This is a genomic window from Pseudomonas agarici (assembly GCF_900109755.1).
GTDB classification, from domain to species: domain Bacteria; phylum Pseudomonadota; class Gammaproteobacteria; order Pseudomonadales; family Pseudomonadaceae; genus Aquipseudomonas; species Aquipseudomonas agarici.
Genome location: NZ_FOAR01000021.1, coordinates 25,546 through 50,297, shown reverse-complemented (window position 1 = coordinate 50,297; position 24,752 = coordinate 25,546). Strand labels below are relative to the sequence as shown.

Here is a 24,752-nt window from a genome sequence, read left to right as displayed (position 1 = left end):
CTCGCCCCTCCATCCCGTATCAGGACGCCGTAATGAAATCTATTTTCCTGGCTTTGGCCCTTGTCAGCATTGGCGTTCACGCGGCCGAAGACTCCGACAACTCGCCTTGCGACGCGGTCCCGGACGATCAACAGACGCTGGAATGTGCCACCTACAACAAAAACACCGCCGATCAGTTGCTCAAGGAGAACTTCCAAGCGCTGCTGGATCGGGTTGCGTCGCAATATGCGAACAAAAAGGCCGATCTGGCGGACATCACCGGCAAATTGCAGACCGCCGAGCAGTTGTGGATAAAATCCCGCGATGCCGACTGCGCCATCGCACCGTTCCCGGCGAAGGTCGGCAGCAAGCCATACAACATCGACCTCAACGACTGCCTGGCGAGCAAGAGCGACGAACGCTCGGAGTTCCTCGAGTCGCTGTTGCAGGAATAGACCTCAGGACACGCGGCGGCGCGCCGGAAACCCACTCGCCCATTGAGTACCGCGCCGAGCCGGCAACATCAGACGAACCTTGTAGCGTTGTCGGTTGGGAAGATATAAGTAAATATTGGAGCCGCTCAATTGGAGCTCTGAGCCCCACTCCCAACCAATCCCCCAAAGGATTCAAATGACTATCTGCGGCATCGAGATCAAAGGCAGCGAAGCCATCTTCGCCCTCGCTACCCTGCAAAACGGCAGCCCTGAACATATTGCCGTCGCCACCAAGAAGATCGCCCTGGATGACGATGACCCAGCAGGCAACGTGAAAGCCTTCGCCGACCAGATCAAGGCCTTTGTCCAGGCCCATGGCATCCAGCGCATCGCCATCAAGAAACGCGGCAAGAAAGGCGAATTCGCCGGTGGACCGACCACCTTCAAGATCGAGGGCATCCTGCAATTGCTGGACAACTGCGAGGTGACATTGCTGTCACCCCAGACCCTCAACGCGCAGCACAAGAAGTTCGACTTTGCCCTGCCCGCGACGCTCAACAAATATCAGCATGAAGCCTATAAGGCGGCCTGTGCCGCGCTGCTGAAAAGATAAACGGCTCCGACGTGGCCTGTTCAGCGGGTTAGCTCAAGTTCGGAGCCACTAAGCCTTGATTCCGCGCCGGTCCTCTCGCGGGCAGCGGGCAAACCTGGCTCGGTAGCTGCGGGTGAAATACGACGGCGACTCGAAGCCGCTGGCGATACTCACTTCCAACACGCTCATGTCGGTCTGGCGCAGTAGCTGGCGCGCCTTCTCCAGGCGCAGGCCCAGGTAGAAGTTGCTCGGTGTGTCCTTGAGGTACAGGCGAAACAGACGCTCCAACTGGCGCCGCGTAACCTTGATCGACTCCGCCAGCGCCAGCGTGCTCAGGGGTGGCTCCATGTGTTGCTCCATATCGCCCACCACCTGCACCAGCTTTTTGTTGCTGATGCCGTAGCGCGTGGCAATCCGCATGCGCTGGTGGTCCTTGCGTGGGCGGATGCGCCCGAGCACGAACTGTTCCGAGACCTGGATCGCCAGCTCCGGCCCGTGGGCCTGGCCGATCAGGTCGAGCATCATGTCGATGGACGCCGTGCCGCCTGCGCAAGTGATGCGTCGGCGGTCGATCTCGAACAGTTCCTGGGTCACTGCCAACTGGGGATAGGACTCCTTGAACGCCTCCAACGCCTCCCAGTGCAGGGTCACGCGATGACCTTCGAGCAGGCCGGCTTCGGCCAGCACTACGCTGCCGGTGTCGATCCCGCCGAGGGTGACGCCCTCGTGATCGAGTCGGTGCAACCAATGTTTCAAGGCCGCCGTCACACATTTCAAAGGCTCGAAGCCAGCCACCACCAGCAAGGTCGCGCCCTTCTTCAACGGCTCCAGCGCCGCATCGGCGTTGACCGACATGCCGTTGCTCGCCAATACCGCGCCACCGTCGGCGCTCAGTACATGCCAGCGATACAGCTCGCCACGGAAGCGATTGGCCACACGCAACGGCTCGAGCGCCGAGATAAAGCCCATCGCTGAAAACCCCGGCATCATTAAGAAATAGAAATCCTGGAACATGGAGCGCACTCGCAAGACGGGTAGCGTTGCCGCTGTGATACGCCAGTTCAACGGCGGCGACAAGCGCCCAGGTCGCTGCTGTGCAAGAGTCGGTCGCCGCTGTGCGTTTTTAGTGGACCGGAGCTGCGTAACTTGGGCATTACCGGCGCATCAGACACCGGGACCGACAATAAACGACCTGCCGAGGAAACTTTCATGAAACCACTGATCAGCCGCTGTGCACTCGCACTCACCGCCGCCGCGCTCTTGAGCACGGGCGTCATGGCCGCGGACCAGGCGTCCTGCCGGAATGTGCGCCTCGGCGTGGTCAACTGGACCGATGTGATCGCCACCAGCGCCATGACCCAGGTGCTGCTCGACGGCCTGGGCTATCAGGTCAAGCAGACCAGTGCCTCGCAGCAGATCATTTTCGCCGGCATCCGCGACCAGCGCCTGGACATGTTCCTGGGTTACTGGAACCCACTGATGACCCAAACCATCACACCGTTTGTCGAAGGCAAACAGGTGCAGGTCCTCGCCGAACCGAGTCTCAAGGACGCCCGCGCCACCCTGGCCGTGCCGACCTACCTGGCTGACCAGGGCCTGAAGACCTTTGCCGATATCGCCAAGTTCGAGAAAGAGCTAGGCGCCAAGATCTACGGCATCGAGCCCGGCTCGGGCGCCAATACCCAGATCAAGGAAATGATCGCCAAGAACCAGTTCGGCCTGGGCAAGTTCCAACTGGTGGAGTCCAGTGAAGCCGCCATGCTCTCGGCGGTGGATCGCGCCGTGCGGCGCAAGGAGGCCGTGGTGTTCTTCGGCTGGGCGCCGCACCCGATGAACGTCAATGTACAGATGACCTATCTCACCGGTAGCGACAACGCCCTGGGCCCGAACGAAGGCAAGGCGACGGTCTGGACCGTCACCGCACCGACCTATGCCGAGCGCTGCCCGAACGTGAACAGGCTGCTGACCAACCTGACCTTCACCGCCGAAGACGAGAGCCGCATGATGCAACCGCTGCTCGATCACAAGGACGCGCTGACGTCGGCCAGGCAGTGGCTCAAGGATCACCCGCAAGACCAGGCCCGCTGGCTGGAAGGAGTGACCACCTTCGATGGCAGGCCGGCCGCCAACAACCTGCAACTGACCCGCCAGTAAATCACTGAGAATCGCACCCGCGGCCCTCGACGGCTGCGGTGTGAACCACCACGCCTGTAAGGAACCCGCACCATGAACCACGACGTCATCATCACCTGCGCACTCACCGGTGCTGGCGAAACCACCGGCAGAAGCCCTCACGTACCGGTCACGCCTAAACAGATCGCGGCGGCTGCCGTTGAAGCGGCCAAGGCGGGCGCTACCGTGGTGCATTGCCATGTGCGCGATCCCCAGACGGGCAAGTTCAGTCGTGACGTGGCGCTCTATCGCGAACTGATGGAGCGCATCCGCGAAGCGGACGTCGACATCATCGTCAACCTCACCGCTGGCATGGGCGGCGACCTGGAGATCGGCGCCGGCGAAAATCCGCTGGAGTTCGGTCCGAACACCGACCTGGTTGGCCCGCTGACTCGCCTGGCCCACGTCGAGGCACTGCTGCCGGAAATCTGCACCCTGGACTGCGGCACCCTGAACTTCGGCGACGGCGACACCATTTACGTTTCCACCCCGGCACAACTGCGTGCTGGCGCCAGGCGCATTCAAGAGCTGGGCGTGAAAGCCGAGCTGGAAATCTTCGACACCGGACACCTGTGGTTCGCCAAGCAGATGATCAAGGAAGGCCTGCTCGACAATCCGCTGTTCCAATTGTGCCTGGGCATTCCCTGGGGCGCGCCAGCCGACACCACCACCATGAAGGCTATGGTCGACAACCTGCCAGCGGGCGCGCTATGGGCCGGTTTCGGTATCGGCCGCATGCAGATGCCGATGGCCGCGCAGGCCGTGCTGCTGGGCGGCAACGTGCGGGTCGGACTGGAAGACAACCTGTGGCTTGACAAGGGTGTGCTGGCGACCAATGGCCAGTTGGTCGAACGTGTTTCGCAGATCCTCAGCCACATGGGCGCCCGTGTCCTGACCCCAGCCGAAGGTCGGGTGAAGATGGGCCTGACCCAACGCGGCTGATCCCGACACCCCACTTCCCCGTGGGAACGGGCTCATCGAACTCTTTAGGAACTTGCCATGAGCTTTATCACCGAAATCAAAATCTTCGCGGCGTTAGGCAGCGGTGTCATCGGCAGCGGCTGGGTCTCCCGTGCGCTCGCTCACGGCCTCGATGTTATCGCCTGGGACCCGGCGCCCGGTGCCGAAGCGGCCCTGCGCCAGCGCGTCGCCAATGCCTGGGCTGCCCTGGAGCAACAAGGCCTGGCTCCCGGTGCCGCACAAGAGCGCCTGCGCTTTGTCGCCACCCTCGAAGAGTGCGTGAAAGATGCCGACTTCATCCAGGAAAGCGCCCCGGAACGGCTTGAGCTTAAACTCGAACTGCACAGCAAGATCAGCGCCGCAGCCAAGCCCAATGCCCTGATCGGCTCCAGCACTTCGGGCTTGTTGCCCAGCGAATTCTACGAAGGCGCCACCCACCCGGAACGATGCGTGGTCGGTCACCCGTTCAACCCGGTGTACCTGCTGCCATTGGTGGAAGTGGTCGGCGGCAAGAACACCGCGCCAGAGGCCGTGCAGGCGGCGATGAAAGTCTATGAGTCCCTCGGCATGCGCCCGCTGCATGTGCGCAAGGAAGTCCCCGGTTTTATCGCCGACCGCCTACTCGAAGCGCTGTGGCGCGAGGCGCTGCACCTGGTCAACGACGGCGTCGCCACCACCGGCGAAATCGACGATGCGATCCGCTTTGGCGCCGGCCTGCGCTGGTCGTTCATGGGTACCTTTCTGACCTACACCCTGGCGGGTGGCGATGCCGGCATGCGCCACTTCATGGCTCAATTCGGCCCGGCGTTGCAATTGCCGTGGACCTACCTGCCGGCTCCGCAGTTGACCGACAAGTTGATCGACGATGTGGTCGACGGCACCCGCGATCAGCTGGGCAAGCACAGCATTGCCGCCCTGGAACGCTATCGTGACGACTGTCTGCTGGCAGTGCTGGAAGCGGTGAAAACCACCAAGGCCAAGCATGGCCTGAGCTTCAGCGAGTAGCTGTACCCAGACCCAGTGGCGAAGGGGTTCGCCACTGGGATGCCATTCGCCGTTATCTTTGTGGAAGCCCCACCATGCCCACCCTCACCACCTACGCCAGCGAAGTCAACCCGGACTGGGTCGACTACAACGGCCACCTGCGTGACGCCTTCTACCTGCTGATTTTCAGCTATGCCACCGATGCCCTGATGGAACGCCTGGGCATGGACAGCAACAACCGCCAAGCCACCGGCAGCTCGCTGTTCACTCTCGAACTGCACCTCAACTACCTGCACGAAGTGAAACTCGGTGCCCAGGTCCAAGTACGCACACAGATCATCGGCTACGACGCCAAGCGCCTGCATCTCTACCACAGCCTGTACCTGGCGGGCGGTGACAAGGAGCTGGCCGGTAACGAACAGATGCTGCTGCATGTCGACCTCGCCGGCCCGCACTCGGCGCCCTTTACCGATGCAGTGCTGGAAAAATTGCAAGCCATTATCCAACAGCAGAGCGACCTGCCGCCGCCCGAATACATTGGCCGCGTCATTGGCCTGCCTGCCAATAAGCATCCAGTGAAAAGGAGCTCACCGTGAACACCGCCGCGTTTGCCGATTTCCGCAGTTATCCGCTGATCAGTGCCCTGACCGCTGTGCATCCGCTGGCGGATCGCCTTGAGGTGCATTGGGCGGATGGGCGTATCAGCCCGTACCATCACGTATGGCTGCGGGACAACTGCCCATGCCCGCAGTGCGTGTACACGGTGACCCGTGAACAAGTGCTGGAAATTGTCGATGTACCCGACGACTTGACTGCCGCTGCCGCCCGCATCGACGACAGCGGCTGCCTGTGCATCGACTGGCAGGACGGCCACGCCAGCCGTTTCGACCCTGGTTGGCTGCGAGCCCATGCCTATGATGCTCAATCACGCGCCGAGCGCCAGGCCGGCAAACCGAAAAGCCGGCTGTGGGACAGCAGCCTGGAGTTGCCGGTATTTGAGTTCGCGGCACTCAAGGCAGACCCGAACATCCTGCTGCATTGGTTGCTGGCATTACGCGATACCGGCCTGACCCAGGTACGTGGCGTACCCACCAAGCCTGGCTCATTGGCCGAGGTGGCCAAGCTGATCGCGTTTATCCGCCAGACTAACTTCGGCGTCCTGTTCAACGTGCAATCCAAGGCCGACGCCGATAGTAACGCCTACACCGCCTTCAACTTGCCGCTGCACAGCGACCTGCCGACCCGCGAACTGCAACCGGGGCTGCAATTTCTGCATTGCCTGGTGAACGACACCGAGGGCGGCGAGAGCATTTTCGTCGACGGTTTTGCCATTGCCGCCGCCCTGCGCCAGGAAGATCCGGCGGCGTTTAGCGCACTCTGCGAAATCCCCGTGGAGTTCCGCAACAAGGACCGCCACAGCGACTACCGTTGCCTGGCGCCGATCATTGCCCTGGACAGTCTCGGTCAGGTCAGTGAGATCCGCATGGCCAACTTCCTGCGCGGGCCGTTCGATGCGCCCACCGAGCAGATGCCCGTGCTGTACGGCGCCTATCGACGCTTTATCGCCATGAGCCGCGAAGCGCGCTTTCGCCTGATACGCCGGCTCGACCCTGGCCAACTGTGGTGCTTCGACAACCGCCGCATCCTGCACGCGCGCAACGCCTTCGACCCGGCCACCGGTGCGCGACACTTCCAGGGCTGCTATATCGACCGGGATGAATTGTTGTCGCGGATATTGGTATTGCAGCGCCAATAGCAGCGACCTCTCATCGCAAGCACATCGATAATTCAAGGCAAAAAAAACCTCGATCAAGCCGTGGCAGGATCGAGGTGAGGGAGTGTCCTCAGCAGTTGAATGTCGAGAGGGCGACCAAACCATCGACGGGTCTACTGAGGCCCAGTGTGCCCACTCCTCTGGCCTGCGAGTTAGTTGAAAACGACCTGTTCATAGGTATCACAGTCATCGCGACAATCTACCCTTGCCGACACTCCCGGCGCCTACCAGAATCGAAACACGATCACGCCCTGAATAGGACAAGCGCCATGATGCACGCGGATTTGATTGACCAGGAAGACCTGCTGGGACAACTGAAGTCCCTGGGGTTCGAGGTGCCACACGGCGCCAGCGCCGAGCAGGCCTGCGAGTGCGCGGTACGTGGCTTGAACGATGTGCGGGCGATTACCCTGCGGACCATGGTCAAGCAGATGTACACCAGCAGCGCGACGATTCTACCGGCGGTGCGCCAGGCCATCGATAAACAGTTGCTGCCAGCGCTGGCGCACTATCAGCAAACACGCCCCTGACCGAAGAAACACACAGGCCACTAGAGCCTCACACTGGCAAACGTCGACTCGTTGCGCGCCTGGCTCAAGGCCGACATCGGTCCGGACAACGGGGCCAGGACCAGCGCCTGCGGAATCGGCATCATCGCCACCTGCTGGGTGGTGTTGGAGCCGACGCGCTCGTCACGTGGCGGAATGCCGAAGTACTCGCGATAGCACTTGGAGAAGTGCGGCGTCGAGACGAAGCCGCAGACCGACGCCACTTCGATGATCGACATCGGCGTCTGCTTGAGCAACTGCCGCGCCCGGATCAACCGCAACTTGAGGTAGTAGCGCGACGGCGAACAGTGCAGGTACTTCTGGAACAGCCGCTCCAACTGCCGGCGGGACACGGTGACGTACACGGCCAGCTCGTCGAGGTCGATCGGCTCTTCCAGGTTGGCTTCCATCAACGCGACGATTTCCTGCAACTTCGGCTGGTTGGTGCCGAGCATGTGCTTGAGCGGCACGCGCTGGTGATCCTGTTCGTTGCGGATACGTTCGTAGACGAACATCTCGGAAATCGCGGCCGACAGTTCACGACCGTGATCGCGGCTGATCAGGTGCAGCATCATGTCCAGCGGCGCGGTACCGCCGGAGCTGGTAAAGCGGTTGCGGTCGAGGGTGAATAGGCGAGTGCTCATGACGACGCGCGGAAAGGCCTCCTGCATCGACGCCAGGCACTCCCAGTGCACGCTGCAATCGAAGCCGTCGAGCAGACCGGCACAGGCCAACGCCCAACTGCCGGTGCAGACCGCCCCGAGGCGGCGGGACTGGCGAGCCTGACTCTGCAACCAGGACACATGCTCGCGGGTCACGGTGCGCTGAATGCCAATGCCGCCGCAAACAATCACGGTGTCCATCGGCGGGGCTTTGTGCATGGAGGCATCCGGCGTGATCTGCAGTCCGTCGCTGGCCCAGACCTGTCCACCATCGACGCTCAGGGTGGTCCAGCGATAGAGCTCGCGACCGGACAGCTGGTTGGCCATGCGCAGCGGCTCGACCGCCGAGGCCAGGGAAATGAGCGTGAAATTGTCCAGCAGCAGGAAGCCGATGGATTGAGGCGCACGGTTCTGGGGCTGGACCCCGGATTGAAACGACGTCATCGCGGTATCTCCTCACACAAGCGGGTGATGGCCTCAAGCGGAGGCTCTTGTTATTGCCCTCGTTCCCACGGGGAAAAGGTGCTTTGTGATGACAGAGCAATTGCCATGCCTAAAGTTGAATGCATATTCAATAACTCCTGAAAACGACATGACGGCGTGTCTATATAGCCCCTGCCAGGAGTGCGGGTTATAAGCGCGAAAAAGTTCCGTAGGCGCCCTGCTTCGGCGGTTTGAGCAAATCGGTAGCACTTGTGTTTCGGGCGCAGCAAAGCGCCGGGCGAGAGTGTCACCGCAAGCACGGTGGGCCGGCGGTAACGGGGCACGATCCTGGTTGTTGCCCCGGTGTTTCAGTTATCTGTTTGCGACGCCCCAAATACGGGCCACCAGGATAAGCGGTAGGTCCACAGGCTCGATCAGCACTCCACTGCACTGACCGCCAATCCACCCCGCGAAGTCTCCTTGTATTTGTCGTGCATATCGGCACCGGTATCACGCATGGTGCGAATCACCCGGTCCAGGGAAATAAAGTGCTGGCCATCCCCACGCAAGGCCATCTGTGCGGCGTTGATTGCCTTCACCGCGGCAATCGCGTTGCGCTCGATACAAGGTACCTGCACCAGTCCGCCCACCGGGTCGCAGGTCAGGCCGAGGTTGTGTTCAAGGCCGATCTCGGCGGCGTTGCACAACTGCTCCGGCGTCGCCCCGAGGATCTGCGCCAACCCCGCCGCAGCCATGGCGCAGGCGGAGCCGACTTCGCCCTGGCAACCGACTTCGGCGCCGGAGATGGAAGCATTCTTCTTGCAAAGGATCCCGACCGCCGCCGCTGCCAGGAAGTAATCGACGACATGGGCATCGGTCACCGCGTCGCTGAACTTCATGAAATAGTGCAACACCGCCGGGATGATCCCCGCTGCGCCATTGGTCGGCGCCGTCACCATGCGCCCGCCGGCAGCGTTCTCTTCATTGACGGCGAGGGCAAACAGGTTGACCCACTCCATCGCCCCGAGGGTCGAGCCGATTACATTCGGCTTGTTCAGTTCCTGCAGGCTACGGTGCAATTTGGCTGCACGTCGACGCACATTCAAGCCGCCGGGCAGGATGCCCTCATGCTTGAGGCCCTGCTCGACACAATCTTGCATCGCCCGCCAGAGCTTCATCAAGTTGGCGCGGATCTCGTCCTCCGAGCGCCAGCTCCGTTCATTCGCCATCATCAACTGCGCCACTCGCAGGTTATGTTTGCGGCACAATTCGAGCAGCTCGACCGCACTGGAAAAATCATACGCCAGTACAGTCTGGTCCCTATCCGCGACACCGCTGGCTGCTTGCTCCGCGTCAACGACAAACCCACCTCCGACCGAATAGTAGGTGTCACGATGCAGCTCGCCAGCGCCATCGAAGGCGACCAGGGTCATGGCATTGGGATGGAACGGCAGGTTCTCGTCGATCAGTTGCATGTCGCGCGCCCAGACAAAGGGAATCGGCAAGCGATTGTCGAGCAACAGCGTATCGGTTTCTCGCAGAGTAGCGATGCGCAAGCCGATTTGCGTCGGATCGATCGCATCCGGCCACTCACCCATCAACCCCATGATGACCGCGTTGTCGCTGCCGTGGCCGATACCAGTGGCCGACAGCGAACCATAGAGCCGCACCTCGACCCGACAAACCCGCTCCAGGGCACCGCGCTCGCGCAGTTTTTGCACGAACAACGCCGCCGCCCGCATGGGTCCCACGGTATGGGAGCTGGACGGACCGATGCCGATCTTGAACAGGTCGAATACGCTGATTGCCATGACCGTGACGCCCTCTGGATGCAGGTTCCAGACGTTGAAACGCCTGGTGGCGGACGGCTACGTTCGTAGCTGCGATCCGCCGGAATGACGGCATCATCAGCCTTTTGAATCGGTGCTCGACGTCTGGCACCGACGCACTCATGTCTATCTACGCCAGCCGCCGCCGACAGGTTTTTTTCAACGCTCTTTCGCGATTCCGGGAAGAAAAAAGCAGCGAAAAAATCTGTAAACGACCTCACCGACACTGGATGCGACTCTCCCTGTACTGGATACGACGCACCCTGTAGGCGACATATTCAGGCTGGTACATGATCAGTCTCGACTCGATTGCAGGATACCGGGGTAGAGCTGCCCTCGACGCCTCCAACCGCAACAGAACAATTAAGCGCGATGGTCCAGTCGGACACTGCCAAAAAAAACACATAGGAGTCTACCCCCATGAAAGGTTCCCCCTCGTTGTTGTTGGCCACTATGCTGAGTCTCCCGCTGTTGGCCCACGCCGCGGAACCGGCGCAGTGCAGTACCGTGAACTTCTCCGATGTCGGTTGGACAGACATTACCGCCACTACCGCCACCACCAGCGTCGTGCTGCAGGCCCTTGGCTACAAGACCAAGACCACGATGATTTCCGTGCCGGTCACCTACAAGTCCCTGGCCGACGGCAAGAACATGGACATCTTCCTCGGCAACTGGATGCCAACCATGGAGAACGACATCAAGGCCTACCGTGACGCCGGAACCGTGGATGTAGTGCGCACCAACCTCAAGGGCGCCAAATACACCCTGGCCGTGCCCCAGGCGCTGTATGACAAGGGTCTGCATGACTTCGCCGATATCGTCAAGTTCAAGAAGGAACTGGACGGCAAGATCTACGGCATCGAGCCGGGCAACGACGGCAACCGCCTGATCCAGAGCATGATCGACAAGAACGCCTTCGGCCTCAAGGACGCCGGTTTCAAGGTCGTCGAATCCAGCGAAGCGGGCATGCTTTCCCAGGTCGACCGGGCACAGAAACGCGACACCGCGGTGGTCTTCCTCGGCTGGGCGCCGCACCCCATGAACAAGCGTTTCAAGATCCAGTACTTGACCGGCGGCGACGACTTCTTCGGCCCGGACTTCGGCGCGGCCACCGTGGCGACCAACACCCGCAAGGGCTACGTGCAAGAGTGCAGCAATGTCGGCCAGTTGCTGAAGAACCTCGAATTCACCGTCGACATGGAAAGCTCGCTGATGGGCAACATCCTCGACGACAAGATGAAGCCTGAAGCCGCGGCCAAGGCTTGGTTGAAGAACAATCCACAGGTACTCGATACCTGGCTGGCCGGCGTGACCACCATTGACAGCAAACCTGGCCTGGACGCCGTGAAAGCCAAGCTCGCGCAATGATCGCCGACGCCGGGCGGGCCTGCTCACCGGCGCCTGCATTTATTCCCCCGCATGTGGACGTTCAATACCATGCTGACTGAACACAAAATCCCTCTAGGCCAGTACATCGCCGCCTTCGTTGAATGGTTGACCCAGAACGGGGCCAACTACTTCGATGCGATCGCTTCGACCCTGGAAACGATGATCCACGGCGTAACGTTTGCGCTGGCCTGGTTCAATCCGCTGGCATTGATCGCGCTGATCGCCCTGATCGCCCACTTTATCCAGCGCAAATGGGGGCTGACCGCCTTCGTGGTCGCTTCATTCCTGCTGATCCTCAATCTGGGGTACTGGCAGGAAACCATGGAAACCCTCGCCCAGGTGATGTTCGCCACCCTGGTCTGCGTGGTCATCGGCGTGCCGCTGGGCATTGTCGCCGCGCACAAGCCGATGTTTTACACCCTGATGCGTCCGGTCCTCGACCTGATGCAGACCGTACCGACATTCGTGTACCTGATTCCGACCCTGACCCTCTTCGGTCTGGGCGTGGTGCCCGGCCTGATTTCCACGGTGGTGTTCGCGATTGCCGCCCCCATCCGCCTGACCTATCTGGGCATCCAGGATGTACCGCAGGAATTGATGGACGCCGGCAAGGCCTTTGGCTGCTCGCGCCGCCAGTTGCTCGCACGCATCGAGCTGCCCCACGCCATGCCGAGCATCGCCGCCGGTATCACCCAGTGCATCATGCTGTCGTTGTCGATGGTGGTGATCGCTGCACTGGTAGGAGCCGATGGCCTGGGCAAGCCCGTGGTCAACGCACTGAACACCGCTGATATCGCCCTGGGCTTCGAGGCCGGCCTGGCGATTGTATTGCTGGCAATCATGCTCGACCGTATCTGCAAACAACCCGACGCACCGGCAAGGGGTGACGCATGAGCATAATCCGCTTCGACAAGGTAGACGTTATCTTCTCCAAGAACCCGCGTGAGGCCCTCGCGCTGCTGGACAAAGGCCTCAAGCGGGAAGAAATCCTGAAGAAGACCGGGCAGATCGTCGGCGTCGAGAATGCCAGCCTGGAAATCGAGAAAGGCGAGATTTGTGTACTGATGGGCCTCTCCGGCTCCGGTAAGTCCAGCCTGCTGCGTTGCATCAACGGCCTGAACACGGTCAGCCGTGGCCATTTGTTCGTCGAGCATGAAGGTCGACCCATCGATATCGCCCACTGCACCGACGCCGAACTGAAGATGATGCGCACCCAGCGCATCGCCATGGTGTTCCAGAAGTTCGCTCTGATGCCCTGGCTGACGGTGCGCGAGAACATCAGCTTTGGCCTGGAAATGCAGGGACGCCCGGAAAAGGAACGGCGCAAGCTGGTGGACGAAAAGCTTGAGCTGGTGGGCCTGACCCAATGGCGTAACAAGAAGCCCGATGAGTTGTCTGGCGGTATGCAGCAACGGGTAGGCCTGGCCCGCGCCCTGGCAATGGATGCCGATATCCTGCTGATGGACGAACCGTTCTCGGCCCTCGACCCGCTGATCCGCCAGGGCCTGCAGGACGAACTGCTGACCCTGCAGAACAAACTGGCGAAAACCATCGTGTTCGTCAGCCACGACCTCGACGAAGCGCTGAAACTGGGCAGCCGCATCGCGATCATGAAAGACGGCCGGATCATCCAGTACAGCAAGCCTGAAGAAATCGTGCTCAACCCGGCGGACGAATATGTACGCACCTTCGTCGCCCATACCAACCCGCTCAATGTGCTCTGCGGTCGCAGCCTGATGCGCGCCCTGGACAACTGCAAACGCGTCAATGGCTCAGTGTGCATCGATCCGGGTGGCGACTCGTGGATCGATCTGGCCGAAGGCGACACCATCAAAGGCGCCCGCCAGAACGGTGCCGACCTGAACCTGCAAAGTTGGGTACAGGGCCAGACCGTCGAGAGTCTGGGCCGCAGCCCGACCCTGGTAGATTCGAATATCGGTATGCGCGACGCGCTGCAGATCCGCTACCAGACCGGCAACAAGCTGGTGCTGCACGACAACAACAAGCTGGTCGGGATTCTCGGCGACAGCGAGTTGTACCATGCTCTATTGGGCAAGAACCTGGGTTGAGACCGACGCAACAACGCCGCGAAAGGATCGCGGCGTTGTTGTTTTCGGGGTGACATCACGCGTGTCGGCGCTGAGCTTGTCGAGACGCCGAACCGCGAGGAATGCCCCTCAAGACGGCCAAACGCTTCGCCGGCATGCCCGCAGCTTCGGTGTTTTTTCAAAGATCCTGTCTCCGCCGACTGCCTATAGGAAAAAACTGTAGGCGGTGACGATTCGTCGCCGACTTTTTGTTGATTGAACGATCAATCAAAACAAAATAAACTGATCCACAAGCCGATAGCCGTTCTATGTCTGCCGGCGGGCCCAAGGAGAGCAGAACCATGCCCAAGATCGGTATGCAACCCATACGCCGCCAACAATTGATCGAAGCCACCTTGACCGCGATCGATCAGGTCGGAATGGCAGACGCCAGCATCGCGCTGATCGCCCGCTTGGCGGGTGTCTCGAATGGCATCATCAGTCACTATTTTCAAGACAAGAACGGCCTGCTCGCCGCCACGATGCGGTATCTGATGAGCGCCCTGACCGACAATATCGCCGCGCGCCGCCAGGCACTGGCCGATGACAGCCCACGGGCTCATCTGCAAGTGATTATCGAAGGCAACTTCGACGCCAGCCAGGTCAACGGCCCGGCGATGAAAACCTGGCTGGCCTTCTGGGCCAGCAGCATGCACCAGCCGTCTTTGCACAGGTTGCAGCGGATCAACGATCACCGTCTGTATTCCAACCTGTGTTGCCAGTTCCGCCGCGCCCTGGCGCCGCCCGCCGCCCGTAGCGCGGCACGGGGCCTGGCGGCGTTGATCGACGGTTTGTGGTTGCGCGGCGCGTTGTCGGGAGATGCTTTCGACACCGTGCAGGCGCAACGGATCGCTTATGAATATATGGATTTGCAACTGGCTAAGCAGGAGCACTACGGCACCCAGGCGTAGTCATACACACTAACGGGTGGCCCGTTTGACCACTCGGCACAGGGTTTAAAACCCTAGCGAGCGCAGGTAAGACGAAGGAGTGTTCAACGCAGTCTTACCTGCATGCACCGAAGGTGCCCAGCCCGCAGTCGTGTTTAGCCCAACCACTGATGCACTTGCGAGGACTCTATGGCCCGTTTCGAACTGCAAAAACTCTACATCGATGGCGGTTACACCGACGCCAGCGGCGAAGCCACTTTCGATGCCATCAACCCGGCTAACGGTGAAGTGCTCGCCAAGGTGCAACGTGCGACCCAAGCAGACGTCGAGCGCGCCGTGACCAGTGCCGAGAAGGGCCAGAAAATCTGGGCGGCGATGACCGCCATGGAACGTTCGCGCATCCTGCGCCGCGCCGTGGATATCCTGCGCGAGCGCAACGATGAACTGGCCGCCCTGGAAACCCTGGACACCGGCAAGGCCTACTCCGAAACCCGTTATGTCGATATCGTCACCGGTGCCGACGTACTGGAATACTACGCCGGTCTGGTGCCCGCCATCGAAGGCGAGCAGATTCCGCTGCGTAGCACTTCATTCGTCTACACCCGTCGCGAGCCGCTGGGCGTGGTTGCCGGTATCGGCGCCTGGAATTACCCGATTCAGATTGCCCTGTGGAAATCCGCGCCGGCGCTGGCGGCTGGCAACGCGATGATCTTCAAACCCAGCGAAGTCACCTCGCTGACCACCCTGAAACTGGCCGAGATCTACACCGAAGCCGGCGTTCCGGACGGTGTGTTCAACGTCCTCACCGGCAGCGGCCGTGAAGTCGGGACCTGGCTGACCGAGCATCCGCGCATCGAGAAAGTCTCCTTCACCGGTGGCACCGACACTGGCAAGAAGGTTATGGCCAGCGCATCCAGCTCGTCGCTCAAGGACGTGACCATGGAACTGGGCGGCAAGTCGCCACTGATCATCTTCGACGACGCCGACCTCGATCGCGCCGCCGACACGGCAATGATGGCCAACTTCTACAGCTCCGGCCAGGTCTGTACCAACGGCACCCGCGTGTTCGTGCCGAGCCACCTGAAAACCGCATTCGAAGCCAAGATCGCCGAGCGCGTGGCACGGATTCGCGTCGGTAACCCACAAGACGAGAACACCAATTTCGGTCCGCTGGTCAGCTTCGCCCACATGGAAAGCGTGCTGGGCTACATCGCCAAGGGCAAGGCAGAAGGCGCCCGCCTGCTGTGCGGTGGCGAACGCCTGAGCGCCGGCGAGTTCGCCAACGGCGCCTACGTGGCGCCGACCGTGTTCACCGACTGCACTGACGAGATGACCATCGTTCGCGAAGAAATCTTCGGCCCGGTCATGAGCATTCTTAGCTACGAGACCGAAGATGAAGTGATCCGCCGGGCCAACGATACCGACTTCGGCCTGGCTGCCGGTGTGGTCACCCGCGACCTGAACCGCGCCCACCGCGTGATTCATCAGCTCCAAGCCGGTATCTGCTGGATCAATGCCTGGGGCGAGTCCGACGCGAAGATGCCGGTAGGCGGTTACAAGCAGTCGGGTGTCGGTCGTGAGAACGGCATCAGCTCGCTGAATAATTTCACCCGGATCAAATCGGTGCAGGTCGAGCTGGGCGATTACGCCTCGGTGTTCTGACTCTGACGCGGGTCTAGTGGCCTGTGCGGCGAGGGGGAGTTCCGACCAGCCCCCTCGCCGCATTTGAACCGCTGCGGCCTGTGCCCCGATCCACTTCCACGAGGGCTACCTGTCATGTCCCAAGAATTCGATTACATCATCATCGGCGCCGGCTCGGCCGGTAACACCCTGGCCAGCCGCCTGACCGAAGACGAAGGCGTCACGGTCCTGCTGCTCGAAGCCGGCGGTCCCGACTATCGTTTCGACTTTCGCACCCAGATGCCCGCCGCCCTGGCATTCCCACTGCAAGGCCGGCGCTACAACTGGGCCTACGAGACCGATCCGGAACCGCATATGGACGGTCGTCGCATGGAGTGCGGTCGCGGCAAGGGCCTCGGTGGCTCATCGCTGATCAACGGCATGTGCTACATCCGTGGCAACGCCCTGGACTACGACGGCTGGGCCAGGCTGCCCGGCCTGGAAGACTGGAGCTACCTCGACTGCCTGCCGTATTTTCGCAAGGCGGAAACCCGCGACATCGGCGCCAACGACTACCACGGCGGCGACGGCCCGGTCAGCGTGACCACGCCCAAGGCCGGCAACAACCCGCTGTTCCACGCCATGGTGGAAGCCGGCGTACAGGCCGGTTATCCACGGACCGACGACCTCAACGGCTACCAGCAGGAAGGCTTCGGCCCAATGGACCGCACCGTGACGCCCAACGGCCGTCGCGCCAGCACCGCCCGTGGCTACCTGGACACCGCCAGACAGCGCTCGACCCTGACCATCGTTACCCACGCCCTGAGCGACAAGATCCTCTTCGAAGGTAAACGGGCGGTAGGCGTACAGTACCTGCTGGGCAGCGCCGAGGAGCGGGTCGAGGCCCGTGCCCGCAAGGAAGTCATCGTCAGCAGCGGCGCGATCGCCTCGCCACAACTGTTGCAGCGCTCCGGGGTCGGCCCGCGTCAGTTGCTCGAAAGCCTGGACATCCCAGTGGTCCACGACCTGCCAGGCGTCGGCGAGAACCTCCAGGATCACCTGGAGTTGTACCTGCAATACGCCTGCACCCAGCCGGTCTCGCTGTACCCCTCGCTGCTGTGGTGGAACCAGCCGGCTATCGGTGCCCAATGGCTGTTCAACGGCACCGGCATCGGCGCCAGCAACCAATTCGAAGCGGGTGGCTTTATCCGCACCCGCGCACAATTCGAATGGCCGAACATCCAGTACCACTTCCTGCCGGTGGCGATCAATTACAACGGCAGCAACGGCGTCAAGGAACACGGTTTCCAGGCGCACATGGGCTCCATGCGCTCGCCCAGTCGTGGTCGCGTGCGGATCAAGTCCAAGGACCCGCGCCAGCACCCGAGCATCCTGTTCAACTATATGTCCACCGAGCAGGACTGGCAGGAGTTCCGCGACGGCATTCGCCTGACTCGGGAAATCATGCAGCAGCCGGCACTGGACGCTTACCGTGGCCGCGAAATCAGCCCAGGCATCGAGGTGCAGACCGACGAACAACTGGACCAGTTTGTCCGTGAGCACGCCGAGACCGCGTTCCACCCGTCCTGCTCGTGCAAGATGGGCAGCGACGAGATGGCGGTGGTCGACGGCCAGGGCCGCGTGCAGGGCATGCAGGGCCTGCGCGTGGTCGATGCCTCGATCATGCCGATCATCACCACCGGCAACCTGAACGCGCCGACGATCATGATCGCCGAGAAAATCGCCGACAAGATCCGTGGCCGCCAGCCGCTGCCGCGCAGCAAAGCGCAATACTATGTGGCCGGCCAGAAACCGGTGCGTGGCCAGCCGCTGCGCGAAGTGAGCCATATCGCGCAGTAACCTGCCTGTGGTGAGCGGCGTTCCGCCGAGCCGCTCGCCACAGGGCTATCACGCCCACTCCCACCAAACAAGGTAAACAATCCTCCATCGTTCTACCCTTGCTCCTACCTTCGCGCAGGCCTAATCTATTGGCGCGCAAACGTTTCACCCGCCCCAATCGACACACCGCCACATTGCTGGCCACGAGGCTCCCCCATGTTTGATGTCGTTTCTTCGAGCAAATGGCCTACCGGCTACCTGATCAACCCGAATCCTGAACCGCTCGATCCTAAATGGCTGAATGAATTCAGCAAGATCCCTGCCGCCGCCGTCAGCGACTGCCTGGGACGCAACGTCGGTGGCTTGGGCCTCAAGCCTTTCCACGGCACTACCCCGATGCTGGGTAATGCCTTGACCGTGCGCGTGCGTCCGGGCGACAACTTGATGATCCTCAAGGCCATGCAAATGGCTCGTCCGGGCGATGTGCTGGTGATCGACGGCAGCGCCGACCTGACCAGGGCCGTGTTCGGCGGCATCATGCGCGCCATGGCCCTCAAGGCCGGAATCGTCGGTGTGGTGATCAACGGCGCCCTGCGCGACCTCGACGAATGGCAGACCGGCGAGCTGCCGGCCTATGCCATCGGTGGCGTACACCGTGGCCCGAGCACCGATGGTGGTGGAGAAATCAACGTGCCGATTTCCTGTGCCGGGATGCTAGTAACCCCAGGTGACCTGATGATCGGCGACGGTGACGGCGTGGTCGCGGCGGCTCGTAGCGAACTGCCGGAACTGCTGATCCGCTGCCACGACCTGCTGGCACGGGAAAAAGCTACCCTGGCGGCAATCGAAGCCGGCACCCTGGACCCGGATCGTTTCGATGCGATTCTGCGGGCCAAGGGTTGCCCGCTGTAACTCCAGACCTTGCCTCGTAGGAGCCGGCAAGCCGGCCTCTACAAAGTTTGTGTCGTTCGCAAAATCGCCTTTTCCTGACAGACTGACATTGGGGCCTCTCCTAAAGTGCCTCGTCGCCGCCGCTGCCATTTCCAGGGAGGTTCCTCAATGTTCGACTTCCACCCCCAGCTCAAGCAGCACTTCGCTGCCTTGCGCACGGGCGCTGAATTCTTTTCCCTGCGTTATGTTCGCGAGTCCGGCCAATACCTGTCGGTCCGCAAGAACGTCCCGGAGCCCCCCAGCCTGAGCCGCGACGAAGGCGCGATGCTGACCGTGCGAGTCAACGGTGTCGAAGCCTATGCCGCCACCAACGACCTCTCGCGACAAGGCTTGCAGGCCGCTCTGCAACGGGCCGAAGAGCAGGCCCGGCTGATTGCCGGTCACGCTCTGCTCGACCTGCGTGAGCAAGCCGTCTCCAGCGAGCGCAGCGATTATTGCTCGCCACAACTTGAACAACCCTTCGCCTCGCTGAGTGATTGCTACGCCCTGCTCGCCGCCGAGTCCGCCGCCGTACCCAGGGACGAGCGCCTGGTGAACTGGGAAGTCAGCCTCGGCGTGACCCATGTCGAACAGATCTACCTCAACAGCGCCGGGGCCCAGTTGCGCCAGGCACAACGTTTTGTGTTCCCAGGCCTGAGCGTGACCGCCTTCGACGGCATGGACAGCCAGACCCGCACCCTCGGTCGCGAAAACTTCGGCCAACAAGGCAGCGCCGAGGTGATCCATCGCTCCGGACTGATCGGCGCCGGCGCGCGGATCGCCGACCAGGCCCTGCAATTACTGCTGGCCCCCAACACCCCGTCGGGTCCACGCGACCTGCTGCTGACTCCGGACCAGATGATCTTGCAGATCCACGAATCCATCGGTCACCCGCTGGAGCTGGACCGGATCCTCGGCGACGAACGCAATTACGCCGGCACCAGCTTCGTCAAGGCCAGTGACTTCGGTCACCTGCAGTACGGTTCGCCGCTACTCAACGTGACCTTCGATCCGCAGATCCCGGAACAGTTGGCCAGCTACGGGCATGACGACGACGGCAGCGCCGCCCGCAAACAGTTCCTGATCCGCCAAGGCTTGTTGCTGCGACCGCTGGGAGGCGCGCTGTCGCAGTTCCGCAGCGGTCTGGAAGGCGTCGCCAACAGCCGCGCCAGCAGTTGGAACCGACCGCCAATCGACCGCATGGCGAACCTGAATATCGAACCGGGGGACCAGTCCTTCGGACAGTTGGTCGGCGGTATCGAGAAGGGCATCCTGATGTCCACCAACCGCTCGTGGTCGATCGACGATGCGCGCAACAAATTCCAGTTCGGCTGCGAATGGGGCCAGTTGATCGAAAACGGCGAACTCAAGGGCGTGGTCAAGAACCCCAACTACCGGGCGATTTCCGCACAGTTCTGGCGCAACCTCATCGCGGTCGGCGATGCCAGCACCTTCCAGGTCCTGGGCACGCCGAGCTGCGGCAAGGGCGAGCCCAATCAGATCATTCGCGTCGGGCACGCTTCGCCCGCCTGTGTATTCAGCCATGTCGACGTGTTTGGAGGAGATGCCTGATGGATCAGTCACTGAGTCAGGTGGAACACTTCCAGGCACTGGTGCAAGATTTGCGCGAGCATCTGCGGGACACGGAACAATTCACCCTGGGTTATGCCGCCGAATCTTCGCAGTTCATCCGCTTCAACCACGGTCGTGTGCGCCAGGCCGGGCAGGTGCGACAAGCCAGGCTGAGCGTCAAACTGATCGATGCGCAAAGGCATGCGGACCTGCAAATCACCCTCTGCGGTGAACTGGAGCTGGATCGCCAGCGCCTGTCCGACGGCCTGCAACAGTTGCGCGAAACCTTGCCGTTGTTGTCCGCCGATCCGTACCTGTTACTCAATCACGACGCCTGGCAAAGTCGCCATGTGCAGAATCAACCGCTGCCGGACACCGCCCGAGTCCTGGAAGAGATACGCCGCGCCGCGACCGGTCTGGATCTGGTCGGTTTCTATGCCGCCGGCCCCATCAGCCGAGGTTTTGCCAGCTCCGACGGGGCGTTCGGTTGGCATCAGGCCAATAGTTTCAATTTCGATTGGAGCCTGTTCCACGAAAACGGCCAGGCGGTGAAAGCCAGCTATGCCGGCCATGAATGGGACAGCGACGCCTTCGCCCGGCGCCTCCAACAGGCTCGCGAACAACTGGGGTTTCTTGGGCGGCCATTGCGTACCCTCGCCCCCGGCGAGTACCGGGCGTACCTGGCGCCAGCGGCGCTGGAAGAAATCATGGGCATGCTCCGCTGGGGCGGTTTCTCGGCCCAGGCCATCGCCAACAAGCACAGTCCCCTGCAGAAGCTGTACGCCAACGAAGCTTCGTTCCACCCGCTCGTCTGGTTGAACGAGCAGGTCAGCGGCTCCTTGAGCCCGGCGTTTTCCAACGAAGGTTATCCGCGCGGCGACCTGTCGCTGGTTGCCAAGGGCTCGGCCAACGAGCAGATGATCAACTCCCGCAGCGCCGCCGAATACGGCCTGACCGCCAACGGCGCGGGCAGTGGCGAATACCCCAGCGCCCTGGAGATGAAGGCCGGACAGTTAGCGCAACAGCACGTTCTGGAGAAACTGGGCACTGGCCTGTATATCAGCAACTTGTGGTACCTGAACTACTCGGACCAATCGGCCGGGCGCATGACCGGCATGACCCGTTTCGCCACTTTCTGGGTGGAGAACGGCGAGATCCAGGCGCCGGTCAGCACCATGCGCTTCGACGACAGCGTCTACAGCCTGCTGGGTACTCAACTGGAAGCCCTGACCCAGGAGCGCGAATTGCTATTGTCGGCCAGTACCTACGATCAGCGGCAGACGGCGTCGAGCCTGCTGCCGGGGGCGCTAGTTCGCAAGCTGACGCTGACCCTCTGACCCGGCACTGATCGTTATCCTGCGAAGCGAGGAACGATCAAGGGGTTCATCCGTTCCGACGGTTGTCCCGTAAGACCCTGGCGGGCTATACATATCCCTTCATTCGGCGCAGCATTAACACCGCTCACTTCGTTCGACCTCATCATAAAGTCAACAGGCTTCACCCGCGATTTTGTCATTCAATGCTGCGCCTCTTTCACTCGCCGAAGGTGTTTTTGCTGGAGTTTGATATGAATCAAGGAAGCTTCGTCATCAACAATCTGTTCAAGCATTTAAACGTTCATGTCCAGCGCATCGGCGACGATCCGCGGCGCAATACCGCGCTGCTGGTCAATGGCGCCCTCTCCACCACCTCGTCCTTCGCTCGCACCAGTAAACGCCTGGCCGAGCACTTCAACGTGCTGCTGTTCGACCTGCCCTTCGCCGGTCGCTCACAGCCCTATAATCCCGATCCAGGATTGGTGACCAAGGACGACGAGGTGGAAATGCTCCTGGCGCTGGTGGAACGCTTCGAGGTTAATCACCTGGTGTCGGCCTCGTGGGGCGGTATCTCCAGCCTGTTGACCCTGGCGAGGAATCCGTCCAGCATCCAGAGCTCGGTGATCATGGCCCTTGCCCCCGACCTCAACCCGCCGATGCTGGCTTACGTGCAGCGGGTACACGAGCTGATCCAGGTCGACGACAAGTCGGCTATCGGCCATCTGCTCAACGACACCGTCGGTCATTTTCTCCCTCCCCGCCTGAAGGCCACCAACCACCAGCACCTCAGTGCCATGGCCAGCACCGAATACCGCCAGGCGCGCTTTCATATCGACCAGGTGCTGCAACTGGGCGACGGCAACTACCTGCGGTCGCTGTCCGCGATCCGCACCCCAGTACACTTCATCAACGGCGCCAAGGATATCTACACCCCCGCCGAAGGCGCCCGGAAGTTCCAGCAGCACATCCCCCATTGCAGTTTTTCAGTGGCCGAGGACACTGGCCACCTGCTCGACCTGGAGTCGCGGGTGGCAGCCGACAACGTTCATCGAGCCCTGCTCGGTTTTCTGCTGTCGAAGGATCAAATAGAACCTTGCCGGAGCGCCCAGGCCCAAACCGATCAGGCATAATCGGCCCTATAGCCAGCTAACAAAAGAGCTGCCCATGCCCCACCGTGCCCCGCTGGATACAACAACCGCCCGCGGGCTGCCCTGGGTGGTGGCCATCGCCTTCTTCATGCAGTCCCTCGATGGGACCATCCTCAACACCGCCCTGCCGTCCATGGCCCTCGACCTGGCGGAAAATCCGTTGCGCATGCAGGGTGTGGTGATTGCCTACATGCTCACCGTGGCATTACTGATTCCGGCCTCGGGGTGGCTTTGCGACCGTTTCGGCACCAAGCGGGTGTTCTTCTGCGCGATCCTGCTGTTCAGCCTCGGGTCGCTGCTGTGTGCCCTGTCGAGTTCCCTCGACATGCTGGTGGGCGCACGGGTGATCCAGGGTTTGGGCGGCTCGCTGATGCTGCCGGTGGGCAGGTTGTTGGTGTTGCGTGCCTACCCACGTTCGGAGCTGGTGCGGATCATGGGTTTCATCGCCGTCCCCAGCCTGCTCGGCCCGTTGATCGGCCCGACCCTGGGCGGCTGGATGGTGCAATTCCTGACCTGGCACTGGATCTTCCTGATCAATCTGCCGGTGGGCCTGGTGGGCTGTTATGCGGTGTGGAAATTGATTCCCGACCTGCGCGGCGGCGAGCCTACGCGCTTCGACGGTATCGGTTTCCTGTTGTTCGGCGCGGCGATGTTGCTAATCACCATCGCTATGGAGGGCCTGGGCGAGCTGCAACTGCCGCACCTACGGGTGATGTTGCTGCTGTTCGCCGGCTTGGCCTGCCTGGCGGCTTACTGGCTGCGCGCCGGACATATCGACAACCCGTTGTTTGCCCCCTCGTTGTTCAAGACTCGGACCTTCGCGGTGGGCATCCTCGGCAACTTGTTCGCCCGCCTGGGTAGCGGCGCCCTGCCGTTCCTGGTGCCGTTGCTGCTGCAGGTGGCTCTGGGTTATTCGCCGTCCCAGGCCGGCATGAGCATGCTGCCCCTGGCGGCAGCGGCGATGCTCACCAAGTCGATTGCCCGGCCACTGATCGAGCGCCTGGGCTACCGCATCGTGCTGACCGGCAATACCCTGGCGCTGGGCATCATGCTCGCGGCCTTGGGCCTGGTCTCCGAGCACACGCCGTATCCGCTGCTACTGGCCATGCTGGCGATTGCCGGGGCGATCAACTCGCTGCAATTCACCGCGATGAACACCGTGACCCTGATCGACCTCGACGACGCCGCCGCCAGCAGCGGCAACAGCCTGCTGTCGGTGGTCGCGCAACTGTCCTTGAGCCTCGGCGTGGCCTGCGCCGGTGCCCTGCTCGGCGGTTTTACCGCGGCCGTGGGTAACGACGGCGTGGACACGATGCTCGGCGCCTTCCAACTGACGTTCCTCACCGTGGGCAGCATGGCGATGCTGGCATCGGCGATCTTCCTGCAACTGTCGCCTCAGGACGGCAAGCGGCCGAAATCGGTCGAGGTGCATATCGAGCATTGACACTCATTGTGGCAAACCGGCGTGTCGAAACGCCGCACTCAGATGCGTGTCCGCCCTGAACAGGCTCGGCGGCGACACTCTCTGGCTACTTTTCATCCAGAATTTGCAGCACCGCCGGCCAGGGCTGATACACTGCGCGACATTTTGTTTTGCAGGCTTG

General features: G+C 61.6%; 22 protein-coding genes. 19 read left to right on the top strand and 3 right to left on the bottom strand.

Going from position 1 to position 24,752, the window contains the following annotated elements; translation table 11 throughout:
- Nucleotides 1–32 precede the first annotated feature (32 nt).
- Complete coding sequence (locus tag BMX68_RS18280; protein WP_017130018.1) at nt 33–434, top strand: lysozyme inhibitor LprI family protein; 402 nt, start codon at nt 33–35, stop codon at nt 432–434.
- Nucleotides 435–609: 175 nt separating this feature from the next.
- Entirely contained in the window at nt 610–1,026 is a 417-nt protein-coding gene (locus BMX68_RS18275; RefSeq protein WP_017130019.1) for a DUF3010 family protein, read from the top strand.
- Between the two features lie 48 nt (nt 1,027–1,074).
- Here BMX68_RS18275 and BMX68_RS18270 read toward each other — a convergent pair whose 3' ends face one another.
- Nucleotides 1,075–2,019, bottom strand: coding sequence for a GlxA family transcriptional regulator (locus BMX68_RS18270; protein WP_026012969.1), 945 nt, complete (start codon nt 2,017–2,019; stop codon nt 1,075–1,077).
- A gap of 195 nt (nt 2,020–2,214) precedes the next feature.
- Here BMX68_RS18270 and choX point away from each other — a divergent pair, with 195 nt between their 5' ends.
- From choX to BMX68_RS18240, 6 genes are all read left to right on the top strand, one after another.
- Nucleotides 2,215–3,159, top strand: a complete 945-nt coding sequence (choX, locus tag BMX68_RS18265; RefSeq protein ID WP_017130021.1) for a choline ABC transporter substrate-binding protein — start codon at nt 2,215–2,217, stop codon at nt 3,157–3,159.
- 72 nt (nt 3,160–3,231) lie between these two features.
- Nucleotides 3,232–4,119: a 3-dehydrocarnitine:acetyl-CoA trimethylamine transferase CdhC gene (cdhC, locus tag BMX68_RS18260; RefSeq protein ID WP_017130022.1), complete on the top strand. Its 888-nt coding sequence runs from the start codon at nt 3,232–3,234 to the stop codon at nt 4,117–4,119.
- A 57-nt stretch (nt 4,120–4,176) separates the two neighbouring features.
- Nucleotides 4,177–5,142, top strand: coding sequence for an L-carnitine dehydrogenase (locus tag BMX68_RS18255; protein ID WP_017130023.1), 966 nt, complete (start codon nt 4,177–4,179; stop codon nt 5,140–5,142).
- Between the two features lie 74 nt (nt 5,143–5,216).
- Entirely contained in the window at nt 5,217–5,717 is a 501-nt protein-coding gene (locus tag BMX68_RS18250) for a thioesterase family protein (protein WP_017130024.1), read from the top strand.
- Nucleotides 5,714–6,877, top strand: a complete 1,164-nt coding sequence (locus BMX68_RS18245; RefSeq protein ID WP_017130025.1) for a gamma-butyrobetaine dioxygenase — start codon at nt 5,714–5,716, stop codon at nt 6,875–6,877. Before BMX68_RS18250 ends, BMX68_RS18245 begins: the two co-directional genes overlap by 4 nt.
- A gap of 287 nt (nt 6,878–7,164) precedes the next feature.
- Nucleotides 7,165–7,425, top strand: coding sequence for a hypothetical protein (locus tag BMX68_RS18240; RefSeq protein ID WP_017130026.1), 261 nt, complete (start codon nt 7,165–7,167; stop codon nt 7,423–7,425).
- A 20-nt stretch (nt 7,426–7,445) separates the two neighbouring features.
- Here BMX68_RS18240 and gbdR read toward each other — a convergent pair whose 3' ends face one another.
- Both gbdR and BMX68_RS18230 read right to left on the bottom strand, forming a co-directional pair.
- Nucleotides 7,446–8,549, bottom strand: a complete 1,104-nt coding sequence (gene gbdR, locus BMX68_RS18235) for a choline metabolism transcriptional regulator GbdR (RefSeq protein WP_017130027.1) — start codon at nt 8,547–8,549, stop codon at nt 7,446–7,448.
- A 413-nt stretch (nt 8,550–8,962) separates the two neighbouring features.
- Nucleotides 8,963–10,339: an L-serine ammonia-lyase gene (locus BMX68_RS18230; RefSeq protein WP_017130028.1), complete on the bottom strand. Its 1,377-nt coding sequence runs from the start codon at nt 10,337–10,339 to the stop codon at nt 8,963–8,965.
- A 438-nt stretch (nt 10,340–10,777) separates the two neighbouring features.
- On the opposite strand from BMX68_RS18230, the gene BMX68_RS18225 reads away from it, so the two are divergent.
- The 11 genes from BMX68_RS18225 (at nt 10,778) to mdtD (ending at nt 24,592) form a co-directional block, all read left to right on the top strand.
- Nucleotides 10,778–11,725: a choline ABC transporter substrate-binding protein gene (locus tag BMX68_RS18225; RefSeq protein ID WP_017130029.1), complete on the top strand. Its 948-nt coding sequence runs from the start codon at nt 10,778–10,780 to the stop codon at nt 11,723–11,725.
- A gap of 69 nt (nt 11,726–11,794) precedes the next feature.
- Complete coding sequence (choW, locus tag BMX68_RS18220) at nt 11,795–12,640, top strand: choline ABC transporter permease subunit (RefSeq protein WP_026012970.1); 846 nt, start codon at nt 11,795–11,797, stop codon at nt 12,638–12,640.
- Nucleotides 12,637–13,815: a choline ABC transporter ATP-binding protein gene (gene choV / locus BMX68_RS18215; protein ID WP_017130031.1), complete on the top strand. Its 1,179-nt coding sequence runs from the start codon at nt 12,637–12,639 to the stop codon at nt 13,813–13,815. Before choW ends, choV begins: the two co-directional genes overlap by 4 nt.
- A 320-nt stretch (nt 13,816–14,135) precedes the next feature.
- Nucleotides 14,136–14,744, top strand: coding sequence for a transcriptional regulator BetI (gene betI, locus BMX68_RS18210; protein ID WP_017130032.1), 609 nt, complete (start codon nt 14,136–14,138; stop codon nt 14,742–14,744).
- 168 nt (nt 14,745–14,912) lie between these two features.
- Nucleotides 14,913–16,385, top strand: coding sequence for a betaine-aldehyde dehydrogenase (gene betB, locus BMX68_RS18205; protein WP_017130033.1), 1,473 nt, complete (start codon nt 14,913–14,915; stop codon nt 16,383–16,385).
- Nucleotides 16,386–16,499: 114 nt separating this feature from the next.
- Complete coding sequence (betA, locus tag BMX68_RS18200; RefSeq protein WP_017130034.1) at nt 16,500–18,203, top strand: choline dehydrogenase; 1,704 nt, start codon at nt 16,500–16,502, stop codon at nt 18,201–18,203.
- Between the two features lie 195 nt (nt 18,204–18,398).
- Complete coding sequence (locus BMX68_RS18195) at nt 18,399–19,094, top strand: RraA family protein (RefSeq protein ID WP_017130035.1); 696 nt, start codon at nt 18,399–18,401, stop codon at nt 19,092–19,094.
- Nucleotides 19,095–19,241: 147 nt separating this feature from the next.
- A complete protein-coding gene (locus BMX68_RS18190) occupies nt 19,242–20,684 on the top strand; it encodes a TldD/PmbA family protein (protein ID WP_017130036.1) in 1,443 nt (480 codons plus the stop codon).
- Complete coding sequence (locus BMX68_RS18185; RefSeq protein WP_060781876.1) at nt 20,684–22,021, top strand: TldD/PmbA family protein; 1,338 nt, start codon at nt 20,684–20,686, stop codon at nt 22,019–22,021. The genes BMX68_RS18190 and BMX68_RS18185 overlap by 1 nt, the downstream gene beginning before the upstream one ends.
- A gap of 230 nt (nt 22,022–22,251) precedes the next feature.
- Complete coding sequence (locus BMX68_RS18180; RefSeq protein ID WP_039792062.1) at nt 22,252–23,130, top strand: alpha/beta fold hydrolase; 879 nt, start codon at nt 22,252–22,254, stop codon at nt 23,128–23,130.
- 34 nt (nt 23,131–23,164) lie between these two features.
- On the top strand, nt 23,165–24,592 hold the full coding sequence (gene mdtD, locus BMX68_RS18175) for a multidrug transporter subunit MdtD (RefSeq protein WP_017130040.1): 1,428 nt from the start codon (nt 23,165–23,167) through the stop codon (nt 24,590–24,592).
- Nucleotides 24,593–24,752: the final 160 nt, after the last annotated feature.